General features: G+C 57.4%; 17 protein-coding genes. 2 read left to right on the plus strand and 15 right to left on the minus strand.

Annotation, left to right across the window (positions count from 1 at the left end; translation table 11 throughout):
* Positions 1-18: 18 nt before the first annotated feature.
* The 5 genes from AB4N84_RS20185 to ccoN all read right to left on the minus strand — a co-directional run bounded on the left by AB4N84_RS20185 (position 19) and on the right by ccoN (position 4448).
* Positions 19-1020, minus strand: coding sequence for a metallophosphoesterase family protein (locus AB4N84_RS20185; RefSeq protein ID WP_460042816.1), 1002 nt, complete (start codon positions 1018-1020; stop codon positions 19-21).
* A gap of 203 nt (positions 1021-1223) precedes the next feature.
* Entirely contained in the window at positions 1224-2201 is a 978-nt protein-coding gene (ccoP, locus tag AB4N84_RS20190; protein ID WP_460042818.1) for a cytochrome-c oxidase, cbb3-type subunit III, read from the minus strand.
* A complete protein-coding gene (locus tag AB4N84_RS20195; protein ID WP_074755401.1) occupies positions 2198-2389 on the minus strand; it encodes a CcoQ/FixQ family Cbb3-type cytochrome c oxidase assembly chaperone in 192 nt (63 codons plus the stop codon). The genes ccoP and AB4N84_RS20195 overlap by 4 nt, the downstream gene beginning before the upstream one ends.
* Positions 2390-2394: 5 nt before the next feature.
* Complete coding sequence (gene ccoO, locus AB4N84_RS20200) at positions 2395-3006, minus strand: cytochrome-c oxidase, cbb3-type subunit II (RefSeq protein WP_143024438.1); 612 nt, start codon at positions 3004-3006, stop codon at positions 2395-2397.
* Positions 3006-4448, minus strand: a complete 1443-nt coding sequence (ccoN, locus tag AB4N84_RS20205; protein WP_074755035.1) for a cytochrome-c oxidase, cbb3-type subunit I — start codon at positions 4446-4448, stop codon at positions 3006-3008. Before ccoN ends, ccoO begins: the two co-directional genes overlap by 1 nt.
* 848 nt (positions 4449-5296) lie before the next feature.
* On the opposite strand from ccoN, the gene AB4N84_RS20210 reads away from it, so the two are divergent.
* A complete protein-coding gene (locus AB4N84_RS20210; protein WP_460042820.1) occupies positions 5297-5980 on the plus strand; it encodes an alpha/beta family hydrolase in 684 nt (227 codons plus the stop codon).
* Here AB4N84_RS20210 and AB4N84_RS20215 read toward each other — a convergent pair.
* From AB4N84_RS20215 to AB4N84_RS20230, 4 genes are all read right to left on the minus strand, one after another.
* The gene (locus tag AB4N84_RS20215; protein WP_460042821.1) at positions 5969-6448 is read right to left on the minus strand and encodes a hypothetical protein; all 480 of its coding nucleotides are present in this window, start codon (positions 6446-6448) and stop codon (positions 5969-5971) included. The genes AB4N84_RS20210 and AB4N84_RS20215 overlap by 12 nt on opposite strands.
* Positions 6449-6584: 136 nt before the next feature.
* Positions 6585-9188, minus strand: a complete 2604-nt coding sequence (locus tag AB4N84_RS20220) for a hypothetical protein (protein WP_460042823.1) — start codon at positions 9186-9188, stop codon at positions 6585-6587.
* A gap of 64 nt (positions 9189-9252) precedes the next feature.
* Positions 9253-11109, minus strand: coding sequence for a hypothetical protein (locus AB4N84_RS20225; protein WP_460042824.1), 1857 nt, complete (start codon positions 11107-11109; stop codon positions 9253-9255).
* 233 nt (positions 11110-11342) lie between these two features.
* A complete protein-coding gene (locus AB4N84_RS20230) occupies positions 11343-13157 on the minus strand; it encodes a hypothetical protein (RefSeq protein ID WP_460042825.1) in 1815 nt (604 codons plus the stop codon).
* 592 nt (positions 13158-13749) lie between these two features.
* Here AB4N84_RS20230 and AB4N84_RS20235 point away from each other — a divergent pair.
* Entirely contained in the window at positions 13750-16026 is a 2277-nt protein-coding gene (locus AB4N84_RS20235) for an autotransporter outer membrane beta-barrel domain-containing protein (RefSeq protein ID WP_460042826.1), read from the plus strand.
* A 120-nt stretch (positions 16027-16146) separates the two neighbouring features.
* Here the strand turns inward: AB4N84_RS20235 and AB4N84_RS20240 are convergent, their stop codons facing one another.
* The 6 genes from AB4N84_RS20240 to AB4N84_RS20265 form a co-directional block, all read right to left on the minus strand.
* Complete coding sequence (locus AB4N84_RS20240) at positions 16147-16713, minus strand: hypothetical protein (RefSeq protein ID WP_460042827.1); 567 nt, start codon at positions 16711-16713, stop codon at positions 16147-16149.
* Positions 16714-17220: 507 nt separating this feature from the next.
* Positions 17221-17871 carry a hypothetical protein gene (locus AB4N84_RS20245; RefSeq protein WP_460042828.1) on the minus strand — a complete coding sequence of 217 codons (651 nt, stop codon included), beginning with the start codon at positions 17869-17871 and terminating at the stop codon, positions 17221-17223.
* A 578-nt stretch (positions 17872-18449) separates the two neighbouring features.
* The gene (locus AB4N84_RS20250; protein ID WP_074755021.1) at positions 18450-19103 is read right to left on the minus strand and encodes a hypothetical protein; all 654 of its coding nucleotides are present in this window, start codon (positions 19101-19103) and stop codon (positions 18450-18452) included.
* Positions 19104-19219: 116 nt separating this feature from the next.
* Positions 19220-19891: a hypothetical protein gene (locus AB4N84_RS20255; protein ID WP_460042829.1), complete on the minus strand. Its 672-nt coding sequence runs from the start codon at positions 19889-19891 to the stop codon at positions 19220-19222.
* A 281-nt stretch (positions 19892-20172) separates the two neighbouring features.
* Positions 20173-21738: a methyl-accepting chemotaxis protein gene (locus AB4N84_RS20260; protein WP_460042830.1), complete on the minus strand. Its 1566-nt coding sequence runs from the start codon at positions 21736-21738 to the stop codon at positions 20173-20175.
* 103 nt (positions 21739-21841) lie between these two features.
* Positions 21842-22633: a CPBP family intramembrane glutamic endopeptidase gene (locus tag AB4N84_RS20265; protein WP_460042831.1), complete on the minus strand. Its 792-nt coding sequence runs from the start codon at positions 22631-22633 to the stop codon at positions 21842-21844.
* Positions 22634-22724: the final 91 nt, after the last annotated feature.

Raw genomic sequence — 22724 nt, forward strand, 5'->3', positions numbered from 1 at the left:
GCGCACATGATACTCCTGTCACTTTAGATCGTTTTGATGGCCGGGCAGGGGTATCACCGCCAGCTCCTTGCTGTTTTTCCAGTCGTTGTCAGCGACCTTGCTCACCCTGAGATGGCGTGCATCGCGGTCTATCTCGGCGATCAGGTAACTGCGTTGTGAGGCCGAGCCGCTGAGAAACAGCGGCACTGCGCCGAAGTAATCCGCCTCGTAGTAGCGACCACTGTATCGGTGTAAATGCCCTGCGAAGACGGCCGTCACCTGGTACGTAGTGATCATGGCCTTGAAACGCTGAAGATCCTGGGCGCTGGTCTGCCAGCCATTGGGTTTATGCATGTTCAGCAAAATGGTCAGGTTGTCGGCCCTTGCCTGTTTGAGCTGTTCTTCAAGCCAGTCGAGTGAGCTCTTTATCCTGAAATCGTACGTCTTGAACCTTTGTCGTGAGCTGAAACTGGCTTCGTAGGTCGGCTCGTTATTCAACTGAATAAGCTGAACGTCGCCGAACCGTTTGCTGTACGCGAGGCTGCCAACCCACGTCTCGTTCCAGCCGGCTTTCTCGACGTGCAGCGCCATCGAATCGACTTTATTCAGCATCCGGTCACGCAGGTCGAACAGGCTGTCCCGGGCGCAGCCGTTGTTGGCGCAGTTGCCGACGTTGTTCTGGTAATCATGATTGCCCAGGCCGAAGTAATAATCACCGCCCAGATGAGCGTCCAGCGTGCGGTACAGATAATCGCGCTGCCAGCCGTGGCCATAGGCGGTCATGTCACCGTTGATCATCACGGGCACGTGCTGATCCGGATGGGCCTTGCGTAAATCGGCGATGCTTGTGTACTGCGCTTCAATCAATTCCCTCGACAGTTGCTGGTTGGTTTTGTCCGGGATGTCCTGTTGGTTGTCGCTGTAAGGGGTCCATGGGTATTGCGGGTCCGAGGCAAAGATCAGCACTGACGGCGTCGCGTGGGCGGTCATGCTCACAAGCCACAGGCTCAACGAGCTGATTAAAAGAGTCCATTTATTCATGTTCGGTACGTCCTTGAGAGAGCGAATGCCAAGTGCGCTTCCTGCGACTTGTGCGTGCAGTCTAGGGACGTAAACGCAAAATCAAGCGTATATAAAGCTCAAATTTCAACCGTCGGCTTTTCAAATGTAAGTGCGAGTTACCGGTGGCCGTTCTAGAGACCCTCGCCAGGGTGCGCTGGCAAAGGTCCCTCCACGTGAACGGTTTATGGGGCGTCGGCGGGTTTGTCTCCGTGAGACAGGCTGTACACGTAGGCGGCCAGCAAATGCACCTTGTCGTTGCCCTGCAGCAGTTCCTGCGCGGGCATCTGGCCCTGGCGACCGTAGCGGATGGTCTGCTGCAACTGCGCGAAGCTGGAGCCGTAAATGAAGGCGGCCGGGTGGGTCAGGTTCGGCGCACCCAAGGCGGGCGTCCCTTTGCCTTCCGGACCGTGGCAGGCCACACAGTTGGCGGCAAAGATTTTCTGCCCGGCCACCGGGTCGGCCTTGGCGTCGTCCGGCAGTTTACGGCCGTACAGTTGAGTCAGCACGTAGGCGGAGACATCACGCACGCCCTGATCCAGAATCATTTCACCCCACGCCGGCATGACCGCATGACGGCCGCCCATGATGGTGGTCTTGATGGTCTGCGGCTCACCGCCCCAGCGCCAGTCGGCGTCGGTCAGGTTGGGGAAGCCGTAAGCACCTTTGGCGTCGGAGCCGTGGCAGACCGAGCAGTTGGTGGCGAACAGGCGACCGCCCATTTTCAGTGCTTGCGGGTCTTTGGCCACGTCCTCGATCGGCATGGCCGCGAACTTGGCGAAGATCGGCCCGAAACGGGCGTCGGAACGGGCCATTTCCTTCTCCCATTCGTGGACGCCGGTCCAGCCGGACTGGCCATTGGAGAAGGCGATCTTTTTGTCGTTATCGACGTAGTCGTACCCCGGCAGCAGGCCTTTCCAGTTGCCCAGGCCTGGGTAGAGCACCAGATAGCCCAAGGCGAAGATGATCGTGCCGACGAACAGCATGAACCACCATTTGGGCAGCGGGTTGTCGTACTCCTCAATGCCGTCGAACGAGTGGCCGACGGTCTCGTCGGTGGTGTCGGCGCGTTGGCCCTTGCGGGTCGCCAGCAACAGCCAGGTCAGGCAGAAAATCGTGCCCAGCGACAGCACCGTTACGTACAGGCTCCAAAACGTAGTCATTGTTTGTTGCTCCTGGAAGCTTTTGCTTGCTCGAGGTGCTTGATGGCCTCGGGGTCGTCGGCAAAGGGCAGCAGGGTGGCGTCGTCGAATTCAGCTTTGCGCCGCGGGCTGAAGACCCACAGCGCCAGACCGATGAAGGCCACCATCACGACCACGGTGCCCAGGCCTCGAATCATCCCGATATCCATAGCGATCACCGTTTGCTCTTGATGATGGTGCCCAGGCCCTGAAGGTAGGCGACCAGGGCGTCCATTTCGGTTTTGCCTTTCACGGCGGCGCCTGCACCGGCGATGTCTTCATCGGTGTAAGGGACGCCGAGGCTGCGCAGGACTTCCATCTTGCGACCGGTCAGCTTGCCGTCGAGCTTGTTTTCCACCAGGAACGGATAGGCCGGCATGATCGATTCCGGCACCACGTTGCGCGGGTTGTACAGGTGCGCGCGGTGCCAGTCATCGGAGTAGCGACCGCCGACGCGGGCCAGGTCAGGGCCGGTACGCTTGGAACCCCACAGGAACGGGTGATCCCAGACGCTTTCACCGGCCACCGAGTAATGCCCGTAGCGTTCGGTTTCGGCGCGGAACGGTCGGATCATCTGCGAATGGCAGCCGACACAGCCATTGGCGATGAAGACATCGCGACCTTCCAGCTCCAGGGCCGGACGGGGTTTCATGCCTTCGACCGGTTTGTTGGTCACGTCCTGAAAGAACAGCGGGACGATCTGGGTCAGGCCACCGACCGCAACGGCGATGACCATGAAGATCGACAGCAGGCCGATGTTCTTCTCGAGCATTTCATGTTTGATCATCAGTGGGCTCCCACGACAGCGATCTGGGCGGCTTCTTCGGCTTCCTCGGTGTTCGAGGCACGCACGGTGCGGAACACGTTGTAGGCCATGAACAGCATGCCGCTGGCGAAGAACGCCCCACCGAGGGCGCGCACGATGTAACCCGGATGGCTGGCTTGCAGCGCTTCGACGAAGGAGTAGGTGAGGGTGCCGTCATCGTTGATCGCACGCCACATCAGGCCTTGGGTGATGCCGTTGACCCACATCGACGCGATGTACAGCACGGTGCCGATGGTCGCGAGCCAGAAGTGCGTGTTGATCAGGCCGATGCTGTGCATCTGCGGACGGCCGTAGAGCCGCGGGATCATGTGGTAGACCGCACCGATGGAGATCATCGCCACCCAACCGAGCGCACCGGCGTGTACGTGACCGATGGTCCAGTCGGTGTAGTGCGAGAGCGAGTTGACGGTCTTGATCGCCATCATCGGGCCTTCGAACGTCGACATGCCGTAGAACGCCAGCGACACGACGAGGAAGCGCAGGATCGGGTCCGTGCGCAACTTATGCCAGGCACCGGAGAGCGTCATCATGCCGTTGATCATGCCGCCCCAGCTTGGCGCCAGCAGGATGATCGACATCACCATGCCCAGCGACTGCGCCCAGTCGGGCAGCGCGGTGTAGTGCAAATGGTGCGGGCCGGCCCAGATGTACAGGGTGATCAGTGCCCAGAAGTGCACGATCGACAGGCGATAGGAGTAGATCGGGCGTTCGGCCTGTTTCGGCACGAAGTAGTACATCATCCCGAGAAAGCCGGTGGTCAGGAAAAAGCCCACGGCGTTGTGGCCGTACCACCACTGAATCATCGCGTCGGTTGCACCCGAATACGCCGAGTACGACTTGAACAGGCTCACAGGCAGCGACATGTGGTTGACGATGTGCAGCATCGCCGTGACCACGATGAACGCGCCGTAGAACCAGTTACCGACATAGATGTGCTTGGTCTTGCGCTTGACGATGGTGCCGAAGAACACCGCCGCGTAGGTCACCCAGACGATGGCCAGCAGAATCGCGATCGGCCATTCCAGCTCGGCGTATTCCTTGGTCGTCGTGTAGCCCATGGGCAGCGTGATGAGGGCCCCGATGATCACGGCCTGCCAGCCCCAGAAGTGAAAGGCGGCCATGCCGTCGGAAATCAGTCGCGTCTGGCAGGTTCGTTGCACGACGTAGTAGGAGGTGCCGAACAGCGCGCATCCACCGAAGGCAAAGATCACGAGGTTGGTGTGCAGCGGGCGCAGGCGTCCGAACGTGGTCCAGGGAAGACCGAGGTTCAGGTCAGGCCACACAAGTTGTGAGGCGATGAAGACACCAAGCCCCATGCCAAGGATCCCCCAGACCACCGTCATGATGGCGAACTGGCGGACGACCTTATAGTTATAAGCAGTCGGACTGATTGCTGTGCTCATTCTAAGGTTCCACGGTTTGGGTGTTTTATTAGTGTGGTAACAGCCGCAACATCGAAATAAGCGTAGACCGTTTGCCGCGCAATGAGCGCATGACACGGACGACTGAAACGATAGATGCAGTTTTTTGGCAACCCGCCGCGCACGAGACACAGGATTGAGTTGCCCGAGTGGGCCGCCAGGACGGGGAACAGGACGAGTGAGGCAGCGCGCGTGAGTGCCGAAAACTGGATACAACCCTGCGGGTGACGAACAGATCGATGCTGTCTGTCTGCAAGAGGGAAGGAGGGTCGAGCACAATCCTTTCACTGGGCCTGTGGCCAGCTGTCGCCGGACCACCATGGCGGCAAGCTTAGACGTGAATGGCCGGCGATGGAAGCCGTAAAAACAACTGCGACACTTGGCCGCGCGGGATTGCCGAGGCGCCGCACCCCTCTTCGGGGCGCGGCGCACGACGATGTCAGAAGACAGCTGAAACGTTCCTCCCCCTGATCTCCCTGTCCTTTGGTGGAGGGTTTCTACGTCTAAAGTTGTATACAAAAGCCGCTAACGATTGCACTTTTTCGCTGCCCAAAAATTTGGCCCGAGCTGGCAGAAAAGTCGGTGATCGTTGCGGTTGATCGACCGAAACCGGACAGAAAGACTGTGCCGTCGATGAAACCGCCCGGTTGTGTGTGGTTTGGGGCGCTCAACGTGTCGGTGCTTTTGTCCGAAGTGCCACGTCAGGGTAAAGAGTGGAAGCTGAACCCTGGCTGTCGTGTGCGGGCATCTTCATGGTGCGCGGAACATTCAGATTGCCCTGCGCGTTGGGCATAATGACGCACATCAACAGATCAGGGCATGAGGCCAGCATGAGCAAAGAGCACCCGGTAACGCTTGCCGTCGATCACTGTGCGCAACTGGCCAAAGAGCGGGGTTGGTTGTGGCACGCCCCGACGACGCAAAACGTGGCTGCGACGTTGATCCTCGCGCACGGCGCGGGTGCGCCCATGGACAGCGATTTCATGAATGACATGGCGGACCGTCTAGTGGCTTTGGGCATTGGTGTGCTGCGGTTCGAGCTTCCTTACATGGCGCAGCGCCGTATTGATGGCGGCAAGCGTCCCCCCAATCCACAACCCAAATTGCTCGAATCCTGGCATCAGGTGTATGCCGCCGTTCGTCCCGTTGTCAGCGGGCGTCTGGCCATCGGCGGTAAATCCATGGGAGGGCGCATGGCCAGCCTTATTGCCGACGAGGTCCAGGCCGATGCGCTGGTCTGCCTCGGCTACCCTTTTTACGCGGCGGGCAAGCCTGAAAAGCCGCGGGTCGCACACCTGGCTGAACTGCGCACACCGACCCTGATCATTCAGGGCGAACGGGACGCGCTGGGCAATCGAGAAACGGTGGAAGGTTACACGCTCTCGCGCCAGATCGATGTCCATTGGCTGCCCACCGCCAACCACGACCTGAAACCGTTGAAAGCAGCGGGCGTCAGTTATTCGGCCTGCTTGCAGGACGCCGCAGAACGCGTTGCCCGCTTTCTATCTCATTGAGGCGAAAACATCCTCTTCACGTGGACACCTGACGTCGAATTCGCCCCCGGACACGTCGAAGCCAATGGCCGACATGGCGAACTCGAACGTGCCGCGCAGGCGACCGGTATCAGAATTGAACTCGAGCAGTGTCACGCTCCCGCGCTGAAAATCGCGGGAGTGAAAAACCTGCACGACTTGCTTGGGTGTGCGGTGGTAGACCACGGTGATGCGATCGTTGCGCACGAGATCGTAGGTGCCGGGCTCCAGCGTCTGATCGATGAACAGGCCAAGCATCGTCCGATGCCGGGCGACCTGTCCTTCGGCATGAATTTTCCAGATCCGGTGAGTACGCGCGCCAGACAACTCGGGCCGCAGACAGGACAAACCACTCAGGCGAGAGGCCACAAACGGTTTGGTGTTAACGAAGGCCCTGAAGATGTCGGGCCTGGGGCATATTGGCGATGCAGGTTGATTGCGGGTGTTCATAAAGTGCTCTCCCTGATCGTGCACCTGCCCCGGCTGAATCGGCGTCAGCGAGGGCAGGGGCACGCGTTATGAACATGAAGGGGAACCGGACCCACCTTCAAGGCGGGTCCGGTCGGGTTTCAGCGTTTAACGTCGGTCAGGAAAAGTGCAGCCCGATGCCCAGAACTTTGTTAATGGTGAAGGCGTAGCCCTCTTGGCCGTTGCCAAAGTGTTTAATCGGCGCCTTGGGGAGCTTGGCGCTTGTGGATGCCCAGATATTGGTCTTCTCCAGCGGCCACTTATCGCCGAAGGCGTCGTAGACCTCTCGAAGCTCCTGCATCGTTGGCAAACGAGCGTTGTTGCGTTCCGCATCCCATACCACTTCCTGATACGTGTTGGGCTTGAGTCGGGAGCACTTGATCACGCCGCTGACCGTGACCTGATAGGAAAGCGTGGCCCCGGTGGCGTCGGTCACGCTGATGGTCGCTGTCCCGTTGCCACGTGACCAGACCACGCCATGTTCCTGAACGCGCGCGATCGCCGTGTTGCTGGACGTGTAGGTGTATGGCCTGACTCCCTCTTTGGCCACGCGTTGCGCGGAGTTGTCGGCGGTCCATTTTTGAGAAACATCCGGGTGGGAAAACAGCGCGTACGTTTTACCTGACAACCTCAACGCACTGGTGTTGAACGTCAGCGTACTGAGCACCGACAGTTTCAGCTTCACCGATTCGCGTGTGGTGCCTGCGCGCGTGACTTGATAGGTCACCGAGGCCTTGGCGTTCTGCGTCGTCACAATCAACGACTTCGGCACAGTGAACACCAGTTGGTTGCTACCACCGGCCGTTTGCACCGGCGTCTCATACCGGGAAGCGCCCACCCAGATCACCTTGACCTGGTCTCCGCTGCGAATGTCATAGCGCACCCGAACCGTGGCGCCCGATTCCGGGATCAACCCGGGCGTGATCACCCCGTCTCCCCTCACGGTGTCCATCGTTGGCTCTGGCAGCGACAATTCGCCACCTGCCACCATCACCGAGTACCACCGGGAAAACAGCACGGAGCCGGTCGTGCGAATAATGCGATACGACACCGAGATGTGCTGGCCCAGGTTGGCGTTCACCAAGGCACTGGAGAACACCACCGACAACGATTTGCCCACCTCATTGGCGCCGATGACGTTGTCTTTGTCCTCGTTGCCTTTAGGACTTCTCCAGCTCACCCTGACCTGATCGCCCAGGCGCAAATCGGCCGAGGCATCAACGATCACGGTTGCACCGTAGGGGGTGTTGGCCGGGTCCAGGGTGTCGTTGATGGCTTCTTTGATGATGGGGAGGGGCAGCGGAGTGGTTTGGTCCTCGCTCACCGTCAAACGCAACGAAGGTGATTTGAAGAACGCGCGGCTGAAGGTGTTGACGGTGTAATAGACCTCAACCGACCCCCCGGCCAATGCCTTGACTTTTTCGTCTGGAATCAGGAAGTCGACCTGGCTGCCGACATCGCCTTCGGCGACCGTAATAAGCTGGTCGTGCATGACATTGGCGCCGCTACCGGTTTTACCCATCCAGAACAGGTGCACGTCATTGCCTGCTGCCATGAAGTAATACGGGGGCACTTCTGCACGGACATTGCGCGACGCCGGGTTCAGAACGCCATTGTTCTGTTCAGCCACAGGTACACGCGGCAGCGGAAGCTCCATCGGACTGCCCACGATCTTCAGCGGCAGACTCTTCGAACGGAGGGTGTTGCCCGATGGCTTGTTCACCCGGTACTGGAGACGAGCACGCCCTTGCGCCATCGGTAGGAATTGCGCGTTCGGCACCTGAAACTCATAGAAACTGTCCAAAGTGCTGACAGTCTTGATGGCCGTGAAGGTCTCCAGCGGCATGCCTTCGGCGGTATTGCGCTCCATCGACAGCACCAGTTCATCACCACGCTGGATATCAGGATGGGCAATCACCAACACCTGAAGATCAGCCGAGCCCAATTGGTCAAGATTCAGTTCCATCCCCGGTGCCTGCGGGGTGATGGGGGCGTGCAAGCTGGTGTCACCGGCTTCCACGTCCACATGAGTGGGCAGCGACCAACGCGACCAGTTATTCACCACATCGCGAATCTCGTAACGCACTTCAAGCATGTCCGAGTCACCTGCAAGGTCGATGATGTCCTTGCTGACCGGGATGACGACGGGCTTACCCACCTGAGCCTGATCGGTGATTTCGGTGAGGATCAGTTCGCCGTGCCACGACAAGGTGATCTTGTCGCCCACAAACATGTTCAGGTAAGGCGCGATCTCGACACGCACGTTTTCAGGTGAGGTGATGACACCTTCCGGGAACACCTTGGGCTTGGCGAGGCGTTCGTTTTCGTAGGGCGTTGCGGGGTTGGTGTCGGTGCCGCCTGGGAGGGTGAGCTTGACGGGAATGGTGGCTGGAGAGGATTGATTTTTCTGGCCGCCAATGGGTTTGGTGACCTCATACACAAGGGTAATTGCGTCTTGACGGATAAACTTCTGATCAAGCGGCAGAACGACGAAGTTGAAACTTCCGGGCGTCAGGTCTTCGCGTTTTACGGTGTAGTTGATGGCCAGTTGATTGTCGCAGTAAAGATCGATGGCATCGCCTTCACTGATTTCCAGGTAGGGGCCAACACGCACTGAGAGCGGAACCTTTGGATCCAGCGTATCCGCATAACCGATGCCACTGGGATCGTGCAGGTTCTGCATCGCCGGTGCCGGCAGTAACGCTTTAGTTGCACTGTTCATAATGCTGTCTTCCTTGTTTTTGTAGTTTTGGTTGGCGAGCCCGGAGGCTCGCCGTTGGGTCTGCTCAGCAGCCCCCTCCCGGAATGGACATGGTGATGATCACTTGGGTGGTGATCGAGTTGACCATCACGCCACCAGGGCCCTCTACGCGGTAGTAGGCTTCGCCGCGACCCTCGCAGATCAGGCTCAGTTGCTGGGCCGAAACCCGGAAGGCGTAGCCTTGCGCTTGCTCCGAGGCGTCAAGCACATGGGTAAACTCGATGCTGGCGCCAGGTACAGGCGTATCTCCATGGATTCTGTTGTAGCCGTGGAAGACCACGCTGACGCGCGGGTACTTGTCAGCATTGACGTAAGGCGGAATGAAGATCGGCGTGCCATCAGGGCTGTTTACAGGGCTGATCGCATTGAATTGGTTGGCGTTGGTGAACACCGGACCGTCAAGCCCATCTGGCCCGCCAGGCAAATCGCCCTCGGAGGTGACGACCACCGTCTGCGCACCCGACTTCGACGTATTCGGGTTGCCGGCATGGGTCACGGTGTAATACACCTTGATCGCATCGCCCGTGCCTTCAGCGGTGAGCAATGCGTTAGGAACACTCAGCACCAGATCGAGACCGATGTCGGGCGAGCGCAGGGTGTAAACAGCCGGTGTACGTTGCGAACCCCAATACACGCTGAGGGTGTCGCCGATGGCAAATTCGTCCTTCCAGCCAATGACCGCTTCGGCATCCAGCAGGAAGTCATCCTTGTCGATGACGTTGTCCTGATTGTCGGGATTATTGCTGGTGCCGCGGATGATCGGCAGGGCCAACGCTTCGTTTTCCGGGGTTTCCGGATCCGGATCCACCGGCCCTGGCAAGGTCAGGTTCACGGTCACAGGCAGCGACAGCGATACGCCCACGAGCACATCGTTGCGGCGAACTTCATACTGCAACTCGACATTACCCTCGCCCGCCTGTGCGATCAGCGCGTAGGGCACATTGAGGGTAAACACCGGATCCGAGGTTTCATCGCCGGCCTGCAAAGCGACTTCCGGGAGCGCGGCGCTGCCCCAATACAACGTGATTTTGTCGCCTACCTGAGGGTTCGGGTACTGCGGAATGTCCACGGCCACCTTGGCGCGAGCGTCGGCGTCATCGATCAGCCCGTCGTCAGCTTGTGCACACACAGGCGCGGGGTAGTCGTTCGGAATTTCCGTCAGAAACAGTTGAAACGTATCCGGGAGCGATGGGATCGAGGTATTTCCCGCTCGGTCGGTGACGGTGTAGCTCACTGGCTCTCGAACATCGCCGAGGTTTTCGAGGAACGCGCGCGTGAAGTCGATCATCACGCGGTCCTGAGTGACCTCCGACGGGGTGACCGTATGCTGTGGGCCGGGGACGCTGCCCCAGAAGGTCTCAATCCTGTCGCCCCACGCCATGCCTGCATAGCCCGGAACCTCGGCGGTGAGCACATCACCCATGGCGGTCAGTTCGTCCGAGGTCAGCGTGCCGTCCTGGGCTTCGGGCGGGAAGACCATGGCGGCCAGCAGGCCACCGCCTGGCGCGGTGAGGTCAACGATCAACGGGATTGTTGGCGAGTAGGCGGTTTGTCCTCCCAGTTCGTTCTTGGCTATGTAGCCAGCCGTATGGACCCCTTCGTTTTCCAGCAAAGTGGCCGGAATATCCAACGTTAATGCATCGCCAGGAATCTCATCGGCAATGTATTTTTTCTCACCTGCCTCTTCGCCGTTCCAAACCAGTTGGTAAGAATGGCCAGGCAACGACTCTCCCCATGCCACCAGATCCATGGTGACCGGTTGCTGCAGGTCTTCACGGGTCAGCAGGCCGTCCACAGGGTCGGCGACGGGAACGCTCGGTTGCGGCAACGCTCTGTTGTTACCGTGGCGGGTAACCAGTGATTGATGATTTAATTTACACATAGTGCTTCTCCATTAAATAGGCAGCCGGGATCCTTGATTGAAAAGGCCGCCGAGTTTTTTATTAAATTAACAGGGCATGGTGCGCCTGTTGGGTATGGCAGTTAAGGTTATCCGCGTATGTTTAAATTGGCTTTTCTATACGGGATGCAACTCAACTAATCGTAGTGGTTGTGGCTTGTCAATAGGTGTGTGGTAGGTATTTATATTTTAGCAAGTCTAGATTTCTAAATGTTTCAATCGTGTTTAATTGGCTGTGGCGTGGCGGAGCGTCTGTCAATATAAATGTCGCTCTTTAATGAACAGGTGCTGCCATAGTCGTTCTTAATCTGGTAGCGCGCTTCAATTCGCCCGACGGTAAAATGATCGAGCAGTGTGGACGGGATTTTAAATAGCACGTCGTTGAGGTGGGTGTGTTCATCGACCGTTGCGGGCATGCTTATCTCTGTGGCCTTAATGAGTTGCCCGTCAATAAACGCGTCATAACCTTTCAGAGACACTTCGATAAGATCTCCAGCACTCAGGTTGCGATAAGGTTTGACCCATAATGAAGTACCTTCTTTCACCGCAGGCAGTCGCAACGTATGAGTAGTGTCGGCGTCCACGAACACGGCACCGGCCAACCCGCACTCACCGCCAGGTAATTGCGCCTGGTTCACCACCCGCACAGGTTGCGTCAAAGAGTGTGAAGTGTTGGGGTTGTCTGTTCGGGTGACGGTGTAATGCAAAGGAATCGCACGGCCGGGGCCTTCACCGACAATCAGCTTGTTGGGCAGGCAGATCACCAGGTCGGCACCGGCATCGATATCGTTTTGATCAAGTGTACGCATGACCGGGAGCGGCCACGTTCCCCAGAACAACGCGATCTGATCAAACGCCTTGAAGCCCGTTTGCCAAGGAACGATCACGTCCGCGTCGAGGCGGTAATCGTCCTCATCAAGAACGTTGTGCTCACGATTGGCCTGTTCGCTTCTACCTCGCACCGCAGGCGCTGCCAGTTGCTCGTTGATCAAGGTGGCGGGTGTCGGGTCTTGTGGGCCTGGCAAGGTGACGAATACGTTCACCTGCGCAGCGGGAGAGGTGCCGCCCAATACCCCATTGCGGTACACGTCATACCGAACCTCAACGGGCCCGTCTCCGGCGGCCTGCACCGTGGCGTAGGGCACATGCCACGACAGAATCATCGGCTTTAAAACGGAGGTGTCGTTCAGCAACTGGCCGTGCAGCGTCACCTTGCCCCAGTGCAGCACGACCTCATCGCCTGGCTGCACATTGCCATAACGGGGAATATCCACCCGTACACCATGGCGAGCGTCGTTGTGGTCCAGCAAGCCGTCGGTGGCGGAAGGCACCACAGGCGCCAACAACGCCTGCGGCAGGTTACGCAGTTGCAGGCGCAGCAGCGCTGGCTCCGAAACTCTGGAGAGATTGCCCGCGCGGTCGGTGACGGTGTAGGTCACGAGGACCTCGCCGTCGTTCAATTGCGCCAGAAAATCCCGCGTGAAGCTGAACACGATGTTGCCGCCGCCCAGTTCATCCGCCTTGAGGGTGCGTTCCGGCCCTGGTTGCTCGCCCCAGTAGGTGCGCACCACATCGCCCCATTTGGCGTCGAAGTAACTGGGCAGCCGGGCGGTCAACACATCACCCGCCAGCGCCAGGGCCTCTTCGGTCAACGGCTGCTGGTGGGCCTCGAATAACAGCGGCGCCAGCAGATCACCACCGGGCGGGGTGCGGTCGACGATCAACGGGGATACGGGTGAGTAGGCAGCTTGTCCGCCCGGTTCGTTCTTGGGTACGTAACCAACGGCATAGGTGCCCTCTACCTCCAGCAGGCTTGCAGGAATGACCAACGTCAACGGATCGCCGGGACGTTCATCGCGAATGTATTTTTTCTCACCCACCACGTCGCCGTTCAAGACAAGTTGATAAGAATGGCCAGGCAAGGCCTCTGCCCATGCCACCAGATTGATGATGATCGGCTGTTGCAGGGCCTCCAGGGTCAACAGTCCATCTACCGGGTCGGCTTGAGGGATGAGTGGTGGTTTCAACATATGCTTTGGTCTCTTGTTGGATGATGCAGGTTATGTTTTTTTATTGTTGCTTCGTCTTCACAGATGCAGGTGCTTTCCAGCGTGTTGACGCGTCATTAACAGCAGGCTTCATTCACGCATAAAACGTCCGGTATGTGAGTGGCACTTTTTAACTAATAGCGGTTTCGTGGGGTTGTCAATGGTGGGCGTGCAGATATAGGGGGCGGTTTTTTATTTGGAGTAAAAAGACGGACTTACGAATGATCTGGCTCAGGTCAGTTGTGAGTGGCTCTTCTGATTTAGGGCAATTGCCAGAATTTATCGCGTATAGTAAAAATTCTCTATTTATCTGAAGGGAGATTGTCACTCAAAGGGTCTTGGCTCGGTCACTGAATCAAGCGTTGATCGATATGGGTTTGCTTCTCCCGTACGCTCCGAACATCCATCCAGTCGTCTTATTTGTTTGCGGGAGACATCACAATGAGCGCTTTTTCCGTAGGAAAAGTATGACACTCATTTGGGAGTGAGTAACGCTGCTCTATATCTATTTTGATTGCTGGAAGAAGGTCTCTCTGTCGCAGTCTGTCGTTCTTTTAAAAGAAGGACGTATAGCGTGAACGATAAAAGCATTAGATTTCAGGGCGCAGGCACCCATTGGCAACTTTTGGGGGTGTTATGCGGCATGTCGATCACATTACAAAGCATGGCACAGGAGCAACCTCTCAGGTTATTGCCGGGCGCCATAACTGTTCCGGCGCGCGCCGTCGAAACCGTTGATCAGGCCACAGGCCTGGAGTATCTCCTGGGCCGGGGCGCTACGCTGAACCTGCTTGAAGGAGGGGTGATCAACAACATTCAAGCGGGTTTTCTTGATGGGCTCGTAAATATCACAGGCGGCGTGGTTGAGCAAACGATCGATGCCTCTAGCATATCGGCCGCCATTCTGGTGAAAGCGGGTACGCTGAATGCGACCGATGCGATTGTATGGAGCGATACCAAGACGGCGATAGACCTCGTTGCTGCTGGTGAGTCGGGCAATGCGATGAATCTGAACAACAGTTTCGTATCGGGCGCTGGTAACGCGATAAAAATGGCGAGAAGCGACGCCGTTTTGACCGCTACCCACGTGCTTGGTGTTGGGGGGGCGGGCGGGCCCGGGGTAGGCGTGCAGATCGGCAGTTCGAATCTCACTATCGAAAATAACAGCTTTATCGAGGGTGAACGGGTGGGGCTGACGGTCACCACCTCTGGTCCAATACCTGGTTCCGGCAATCTTCCCCCCCCAGACGTCGTGATGATCGATCACTCCACGGTGGTGGGGCACTTCGGGCCCGCGATAGAGCTTTTTGACAATGTTATTTCGCCCGCCGTTGCCACTATCACGCTGCAAAACAACACCGAACTGGTGGCTGGCAACGGAAACCTGGTGGAGGTCAAGGATAAAGGCCAGCTTGACCTGATCGTCGACGACAGCCGTCTCAAGGGCGATCTGCTTGCTGTTGAGGGTGCGCGTCTCGATGTCGTCCTGCAAAACGATGCGCGATTGAGCGGGAATGTGAGTAACGTCAATAGCATGACCATCAACTCCGATGCGCGCTGGAGGTTGCTGGCCGATAACAGTGTGCCGACATTGAAGATGGGGGCTGGCCGCGTCAGCTTTCGCGGCGACGGCTTCAATACCCTTACCGTGGGCGAGTTGTCTGGCCGCGGTGTATTCGACATGCGCATCAACCTGGACAATGCCACGGGCGACCTGCTGAACGTCACTGGACAGGCCACCGGCTTTCACCACGTGAACGTCGAAAATACCGGCGCAGAAGTCGTGCCTGCGGAGTTCGACGCATTGCGGATCATTCATACGGAGAGCGGCAACGCGATTTTCGAGCTGGCGGGTGATCGCGGCCGTGCCGACCTCGGCGTCTACTCCTACGCCCTCGAACAGCAAGGTAACGACTGGTTCATCGTCGGCTCCGGCAAGATCGTCAGTCCATCGACGCAAAGTGCGCTGGCGTTGTTCAGCGCAGGGCCGACGATCTGGAACAGTGAACTGACCACCTTGCGCAGCCGCATGGGCGAGGTGCGTGGTCAGGAGCAGGGCGGTGGCTGGATTCGCAATTACGGCAACCGCTTCAAGGCGTCGCTGGATGCGGGCGTGGATTATCAACAGAAGCAGCAAGGGCTGTCGTTTGGTGCGGATGCGCCGATTCCGGTCAGCGATGGGCATCTGTTGGTGGGGTTGATGGGGGGTTACAGCAAATCCGATCTGGACATGAGCCGTGGCACCTCGGGTGAGGTGGACAGCTACTACGTCGGCGCTTATGGCACCTGGCTGTCGGACGAGGGTTACTACGTGGACGGCGTGTTGAAGCTGAACCAGTTTCACAACGCGTCCAAGGTGGCGATGAGCGATGGCAGCAAGGCCAAAGGTGACTACAGCAACAAGGCGGTAGGCGGCTCTGTGGAGTTCGGCAAGCATATCAAGCTGCCTGACGATTACTTCGTGGCACCTTATGCCCAGCTGTCGAGCGTGTGGATCGAAGGCGACAGCTACACGCTGGACAATGGCCTGCAGGCCAGGACTCGCCAGACTCAATCGGTACTGGGTAAGGTGGGCAGCACCGTAGGGCGTCAGTTTGCGCTTAAGGACGGTGGTGTTGTTCAACCCTATGTGCGTGTGGCTTTGGCTCATGAGTTCTCCCGTAGCAATGACGTGAGCGTCAACGATCAGCGTTTCGATAACGACCTGTTCGGTTCCCGGGCTGAGCTGGGAGCCGGTGTTTCGGTATCGTTGTCTGAACGCCTGCAGGTGCATGCCGACTTCGATTACATGAAGGGCGAGCATGTCGTGCAGCCATGGGGCGCAAACGTCGGTTTACGCCTTGCGTTCTGATCGTCGGGCACTCGATCGTCTGATCTGATGCGTCTGTTGTTTTTGTTGTAAGGGCCCCGGTTACATCGCTGTAACCGGGGCTTTTTCATGTCCGGCGTCAGCCTTGCTGCGCAGAACCTCTTACGGGTGCGGATTGCCTCGACGAAGCGCGCGGTTGCGGACTGATCGGCGCTTGGCACTGCCCTTCAAAACGACGGTCAGCACTTCGGAAACGCCTACCAGACGTGAGCGACGAACGACTTCGTAGCTGACCTCGACAAAGCCGTTTTTGTAGTCCGCCAGCGCTGCATGGGCCAGGTACTGAGTCAAACGCGGTCCATTACGATTTTTCGACTCGCCGACCGTGGTGAGGAAGGTGTTGTAACCCCAGCGCATCTTCAATTGATCACCGGCCCAGAGTTTGGGTGAACGGGGAACCTCGATGAAAATGCCGTCGATAAGCTGCTCGCGGGTCACGACTCCGCTCTTGTTGTTGGCGAGGGTGGGGGCTTCAAAGACCGGGGTGGCGTCCATGGACGCTTCATGAGGCTGCCAGGGAAAGCTGGGAATACTGCGCATGTAGTGCTCAAAAATAAGCGCGGTTTCGTTCGCAGTGACCTTGGCTGAGGGCACTGCCTGAAACTCTTCAAAGTGCGGAATCGAAGGCGTATAACCTGCTCGCTGTTTCGGCTCCTCACTGTTTCCCATTACCGGATTTTCCTTCGGCTCCTTATCGCTGTCGGGTGTGTTTACTTGTGAATCAACGCGTCGCGGGATGTCCATTTAGTCTTCCATGGAAACTCCTTGGGTAGCTGGGTTTGATGATGTTTAAAAGCTCGGGCCTATCAACGAGGCGTGTAGACCGGTCCGCTTTCCGCATATGTTCAGTTGCAAAAAACTTACTGTCAATCAATTCAGATGCAGAGGTTTTGCAAGACTTTTGAAGTGTAAAAAGCCTGTTGAATAGTGGTCGGAAATGTGTGTTTCACGATTTTTTGTCGATTTGTCGGGGTTGAAAATATTTATTTATATACATGCGTCGCAAAAAATCTGCTTGCCTCTCGGAAACTTCCGACAAGCATGTAGGTAATGAGGAAGTAAAAGTGTCGAAGAAAATTGTAACCGTGGGACTTTTTTTCGAAATTGGCCGGACATCCACGCAAAAGCGTGGAGGCTTCCTTGGCAGACATCCGGATGGATAGTAAAAATAATCCGTTACAATTGCAGAAAAAGCTCAACAGGCAGGGAAATGATCGATTCGTTACCCGCCCGGTCGGTGACGAGGTACTCGATCGTCACGTTTTCGGTCCCGACGCTTTCTAAAAACTCACGCTCGAAGGTGATTTCGATCGGTCGCAGGGTGAGCTCATCGGCCTGCACGACATGCAGCGGGCCATGGGTTTTGTTGCACAAGGTCTGGATGATGTCGCCTTGCTCCATACCTCCGTAGCCGGGGACCATGCCGGTCACTTGGTTGCCGAAGGGGGCGGCAGGGAACACCATCGCTGCGAGAAGCGCTGCGCCAGGAGCGGTGCGATCGATTCGGATTGGGACTGAACCAGAGGTTGCCGAGGCTTGGCCTAGGACATTGGTTGCCTTGTAGGCAACCCCATACACGCCGTCCTGCTCGATGTATTCCAAAGGTACTGTAAGCATCAACTCTGAGCCCTCTTCAGGCACAGGATCTGGAAGCTCCTTAATCGGCCCTACTGGATTGCCGTCAAGCAGCAGTTGATAGGTGTCTCCCGCGTCGGAAGAGGACCAGGTTTCAAGCAGAACAGTAATATCGTGCTGGGAGTCCGCAAGAGAGATCAGGCCGTCCGGTGCGGCAACCGGGACAAAAGGTATTGCAAGTTTTCTATTCATTATTTGGATTCCTTTGTTTCGCTAGCAGTGAGTCGCAATTATCCGAATTGAACGCCAGAAGGCATTCGTTAAGAACAAGCGCTCTAGATCAGCGCCAACACCGTCATGGTGTTATTTAATTTCGCTGTCTGAGTTTTAACTAATAGCGATTTGTCTGTTCTGTCAATCCTGCACTCCCTCATAAAATGGCGAAAGTTTGCGAGATGACAAACTTTCGGAAACGTCCTACTTTCCAGCGGCTTATAAAAAAAGCCCCGGTAGCTTCGCTGCCGGGGCTTAGGCAAAACCACGACCTGTTTCACCGTTACGGGCAGCCTTGATAGCAGCGTTGAGGGCCAACATCTCATCTCTGGACGTGCTGCTGGTAATGTGTGGAGCGTTAGAGGTATCCAGCTTTACGTGTGCCTAAGCCATCCCGTCTCCAAAAGCACGGTCATCCTATGCTGCGGATGACCGTGCGCTGCTTGTCTAACTGAACGGGTTAAAGATGACACTCTAGTGTTGCTGTTCGTGGGCTTATTCAGAACATGACGACTCGCACGATGTTCCCTTTGAGCTTGCCTGCTCGGTGAAGGTAATCATCGTTCCAATGAAAGCTGCGATGGGCCGGAAACGATGGATTGATTCCCCGCTCGATCAGTCACCCTGTACTCCATGACAACAGTGTCGGTCGCGGTGCTTTCGAGAAACGTTCGCTGAAAGGTGATTGCGACAGGGTAGAGGTTCAATTCGTCTTCCTGAACCGTGTGAACAGGCCCAGGCACGCCATTGCAACGGGTTTGAATAACATCGCCTCGTTCCATGCCGGCATAGCCTGGGATCAGGCCGGTGACGTGATCGTCGAACGGCGCATCGGGCAAGACCATGGCGGCGAGGAGCGTGGCTCCCGGAGCGGTACGGTCAATTCGAATTTGAGTGGAGATGGAATCGCTCGTCGTGTTTCCAGGGAACGTGGTGAATCGGTAGGCAACCTGATAACTACCACCCACCCGGAACGCCTCTTTTTGGATGACGAACGTTAACATCGTGCCCGGTTTAGGAACGACAGCTTGAACCTCATAGGAAGGCCCTATCAATTCCCCGTTGAGCAGTAGTTGGAAAGTGTCTTTTTCGAAAACGTCAGACGTGATTTCAACCAAAACCTCAATATCTTGCTGGAGGGTATCTAACGTTAAAAGGCCGTCAAATTCGGCGGCGGGAACAATCGGTGCATACGAATCGTTAATGGTCATTACGGTATCCTTTTTTTAATTATTGTAGGTGCGTGAAATTCGTGACGAGACTTCCGCTGTATTTCAATGTCAAAACTTTATTTGTTTATAAGGTGGTCGTCCCGCCTCGGCCTAAATCATTCGTGTAGTTTAAGCATTGCAGGCGTCGAAATGATCGACTGATTACCTGCGCGGTCCGTCACGAAGTACTCAATCGTGGCCGTTTCAATACCGACGCTTTCCAGAAGTTCACGTTTAAAGGTGATCTTGATGGGGCGGATAGTCAGTTCGTCAGCCTGGACGACATGAGACGGACCATTGGCTTGATTGCAAAGAGTCTGGATGACGTCGCCTTTGGCCATTCCTGCATAACCAGGCAACAAGCCGGTTAGCTGCTCACCGATCTCCTCGTTGGAGAAAATCATCGGGCCCAGAAGGGCGGCGCCAGGTTTAGAGCGGTCGACTCTCAGGGTCAGCTCGGGGGACGGGGATTGGGATTCGGTGTTCGGGCTGACGGTCATATACCCAAGTTGGTATTCGCCTTCTTCCGATAGCAACTGTTCATCCAGGTGGACCGTGATCATTTCGTATGCAACGTCTTCCTTCGTGATGATCCTTTTATCCCCGACTGTCACACCATTGAGCATCAGTTGAAAGTAATAACCAGGTTCGGCTGCCGGCCAAACCATAACCTGTACTGGAACAGGACTGTTCAATGTAACGGTTTTCAATAGTCCGTCCTCAGGGTCGGCAACCGCTACAAGGGGCGGCGTCAGAGGAATCGGATATTTCAGGTCTGCATCGTTCATAAACTTCTCCATGAGGCACTGTTATCCGCATTCAATCGCCGAATGAGCGCTCGCTATTATTAGATGTGTAGATCAGCGAAAACACCGTCGTGGTGTCATTTATTTATCGCTATCTGAATTTGAACTAATAGCGATTCCAGACTTCTGTCAATCCGACATTCCCCAATAATTCGACGAAAAGTGCAGCTGTGTGCAACTTTCGGAAACTTCCTACTTTCTCGCGAACAATAAAAAAGCCCCGGCAGGTTCGCTGCCGGGGCTTGGGGTATTGCGTGAAGTTGTTAGCGGTTGAAACGCTCCACCAACGAGTACTGTGTGTTGGCGGTGTGGGTCAGTTCGGCGCTGAGGGTGGCGGAGCGGCGGGCTTCGTCGGAGGTCTGGTCGGCCAGGTGGGCGATGGTGCTGATGTTGCGGCTGACTTCCTCGGCGACGGAGCTTTGTTCTTCGGTGGCGGCGGCGATCTGGGTGGCCATGTCGGTGATGTTGGCGACGGCGTCGCTGATGCCCACCAGCGCCTTGTCGGCCTCCATGACCTGCTCGACGCCTTCCTCGGCTTGGCGGCGACCGACTTCCATGGTCTGCACGGCGTTGCTGGCGGTCTGTTGCAGTTTGGCAATCAGCGAGTGGATCTGCCCGGTGGATTCGGTGGTGCGCTGCGCCAGTTGGCGAACTTCGTCGGCGACCACGGCAAAACCACGGCCCATTTCACCGGCACGGGCAGCCTCGATGGCGGCGTTGAGGGCGAGCAGGTTGGTCTGGTCGGCAATGCCTTTAATCACGTCGACCACGCCGCCGATCTCGTCGCTGTCCTTGGCCAGTTGGGTCACGGTGAGGCCGGTTTCACCCACCGAGGCGGACAGGCGCTGAATGGCTTCACGGGTTTCGCTGGCGATGCCGCGGCCGCGACGGGTCAGTTCGTTGGCTTGTTGAGTGGCGTCGGCGGTGCGTTGTACGTGGCTGGCAACTTCCTGGGTGGTCGAGGCCATCTGATTGATCGCCGTGGCGACTTGCTCGGTTTCCACGCGCTGGCGCTCCAGGCCGTTGGAGCTGGCCTGGGCCAGGCTGTCGGACTGCCGGGCTTGTGAATTCAGGTGTTCGGCCGTGTCCTGCAGGCGGGTCAGGCAGGTTTTCAGCCGGGCTTCCTGGCTCAGGATGGACATTTCCAGGCGCGCTTGCGGGCCACGGCTGTCGGTGTACATCTGCGCGATCAACGGGTCGGACGTGGTCTGTTCGGCTAGACGCAGCAGGCGTTTGAGGCCCCGTTGCTGCCAGCTCAGACCGAGCAGGCCCAGTGGCACGGAGAGGGCGGCCGCCAGCGCGAAGCCCCAGTGGGAGTTGAGCCACACGCCGATCAGGAAGCTCAATTGGCTGACCATGATGAACGGCAGCCAGTCTTGCAGCACTGGCAGCCATTTGTCGCGGCTCGGCACGGCGGTCTTGCCGCTGTTCAGGCGCTGATAGAGCGCTTCGGCCCGACGGATTTGTTCGGCGGTAGGCTTGATACGGACCGATTCAAAGCCGACGACCTGCTTGTTCTCGAAAATCGGCGTGACGTAGGCGTTGACCCAGTAATGATCGCCGTTTTTGCAGCGATTCTTGACAATGCCCATCCACGGCAAGCCCTGTTTGAGGGTGCCCCACATGTGTTCGAACACCGCCGACGGCACGTCAGGGTGGCGCACGGTGTTGTGGGGTGCCTTGATCAGTTCATCGTGGGAAAAGCCACTGATTTCAACGAACGCTTCGTTGCAATAGGTGATCACACCGCGCGCGTCGGTGGTCGAGATCAACCGTTGTTGCGCCGGGAACGTCCGTTCGCGTTGGGTGATGGGCTGGTTATTTCGCATGAGCTGTTCAATCCGGGAAGGCTTTGATGAGTTATCGGCCCGTCAGTCAGGAAATTAAGCGTTTTGTGAACTGCGTCATGGGACGCGTTGTCGCGGCCCCTGCTCAGCGATCGAACATCGGGTAGGTGAACAGGCAGAAATGCGCGAGATTGAGTCCGAAGTGGGTGATGACTGCGGCCGGAAGTCCGCCAAAACGGTAGGCGATTCCGTAGCCTAGCCCTGCCATGCCCGCCAGCACCGCCCATTGCCAGCCTGCGCCGAGGTGCGACAGGCCGAACGCCAGCGAGGCGAGGAGCAGGGCCAGCGTCTGGTGATACGGCACCCGCTTGAGCAAACGGGTCAGCCCGCCCTGCAGGTAACCCCGGAAAATCAGCTCTTCGGTGAGGGTGACCAGCAACAGGTTGTTCAGCGCCCAGATGCCGCCTTGCGCGGGCCATTTCGGTGTCCAGCCAATCAGGCTCATCGACAGCGCGGTGATCAGGCAGAGCACGGTGGTGACAGGCAGCATCACGGAGGTCGTGATCACGGCGCGGCGCAGGGCAACGGCGGTGAACACCCACGGACAGGCCAGCGCTACCCAGACGCCGATCAAGGGTTTATCGAGGTTGAGGTACATCGAAAAGGGCGCGGCTTCCGGGGTGAAGCGCACGGCCGTGATCACGCGGGCGCTGAAAAAACCGGGTAACCAATGACTGGCAAGGCCGGCAGCAAGTGCGATGAACAGCGCATGCCCCAGCGTACGTACACCCAGGTGTGTGAAATGGCTGACGCAGATCCCGGCCATGATCAACAGCCCGAAAGTGACGACCACGGGCGTGCTCAGTTGCCCGTAAACCAGCGCGATGCAGTAACCGAGGGTGAGCAGCGTCAGTGTGCTCCAGCGGAGCGCCGGCATGAGGTCGTCCTTGAGGGTGGGATGAGGCCGGCGATTTTAGCGTTGATTAAACGCGCATGCTTGTGGGAATCGGCTGAAAGTGAGGGGATGA

This window comes from Pseudomonas sp. S2_H01 (genome assembly GCF_054668305.1).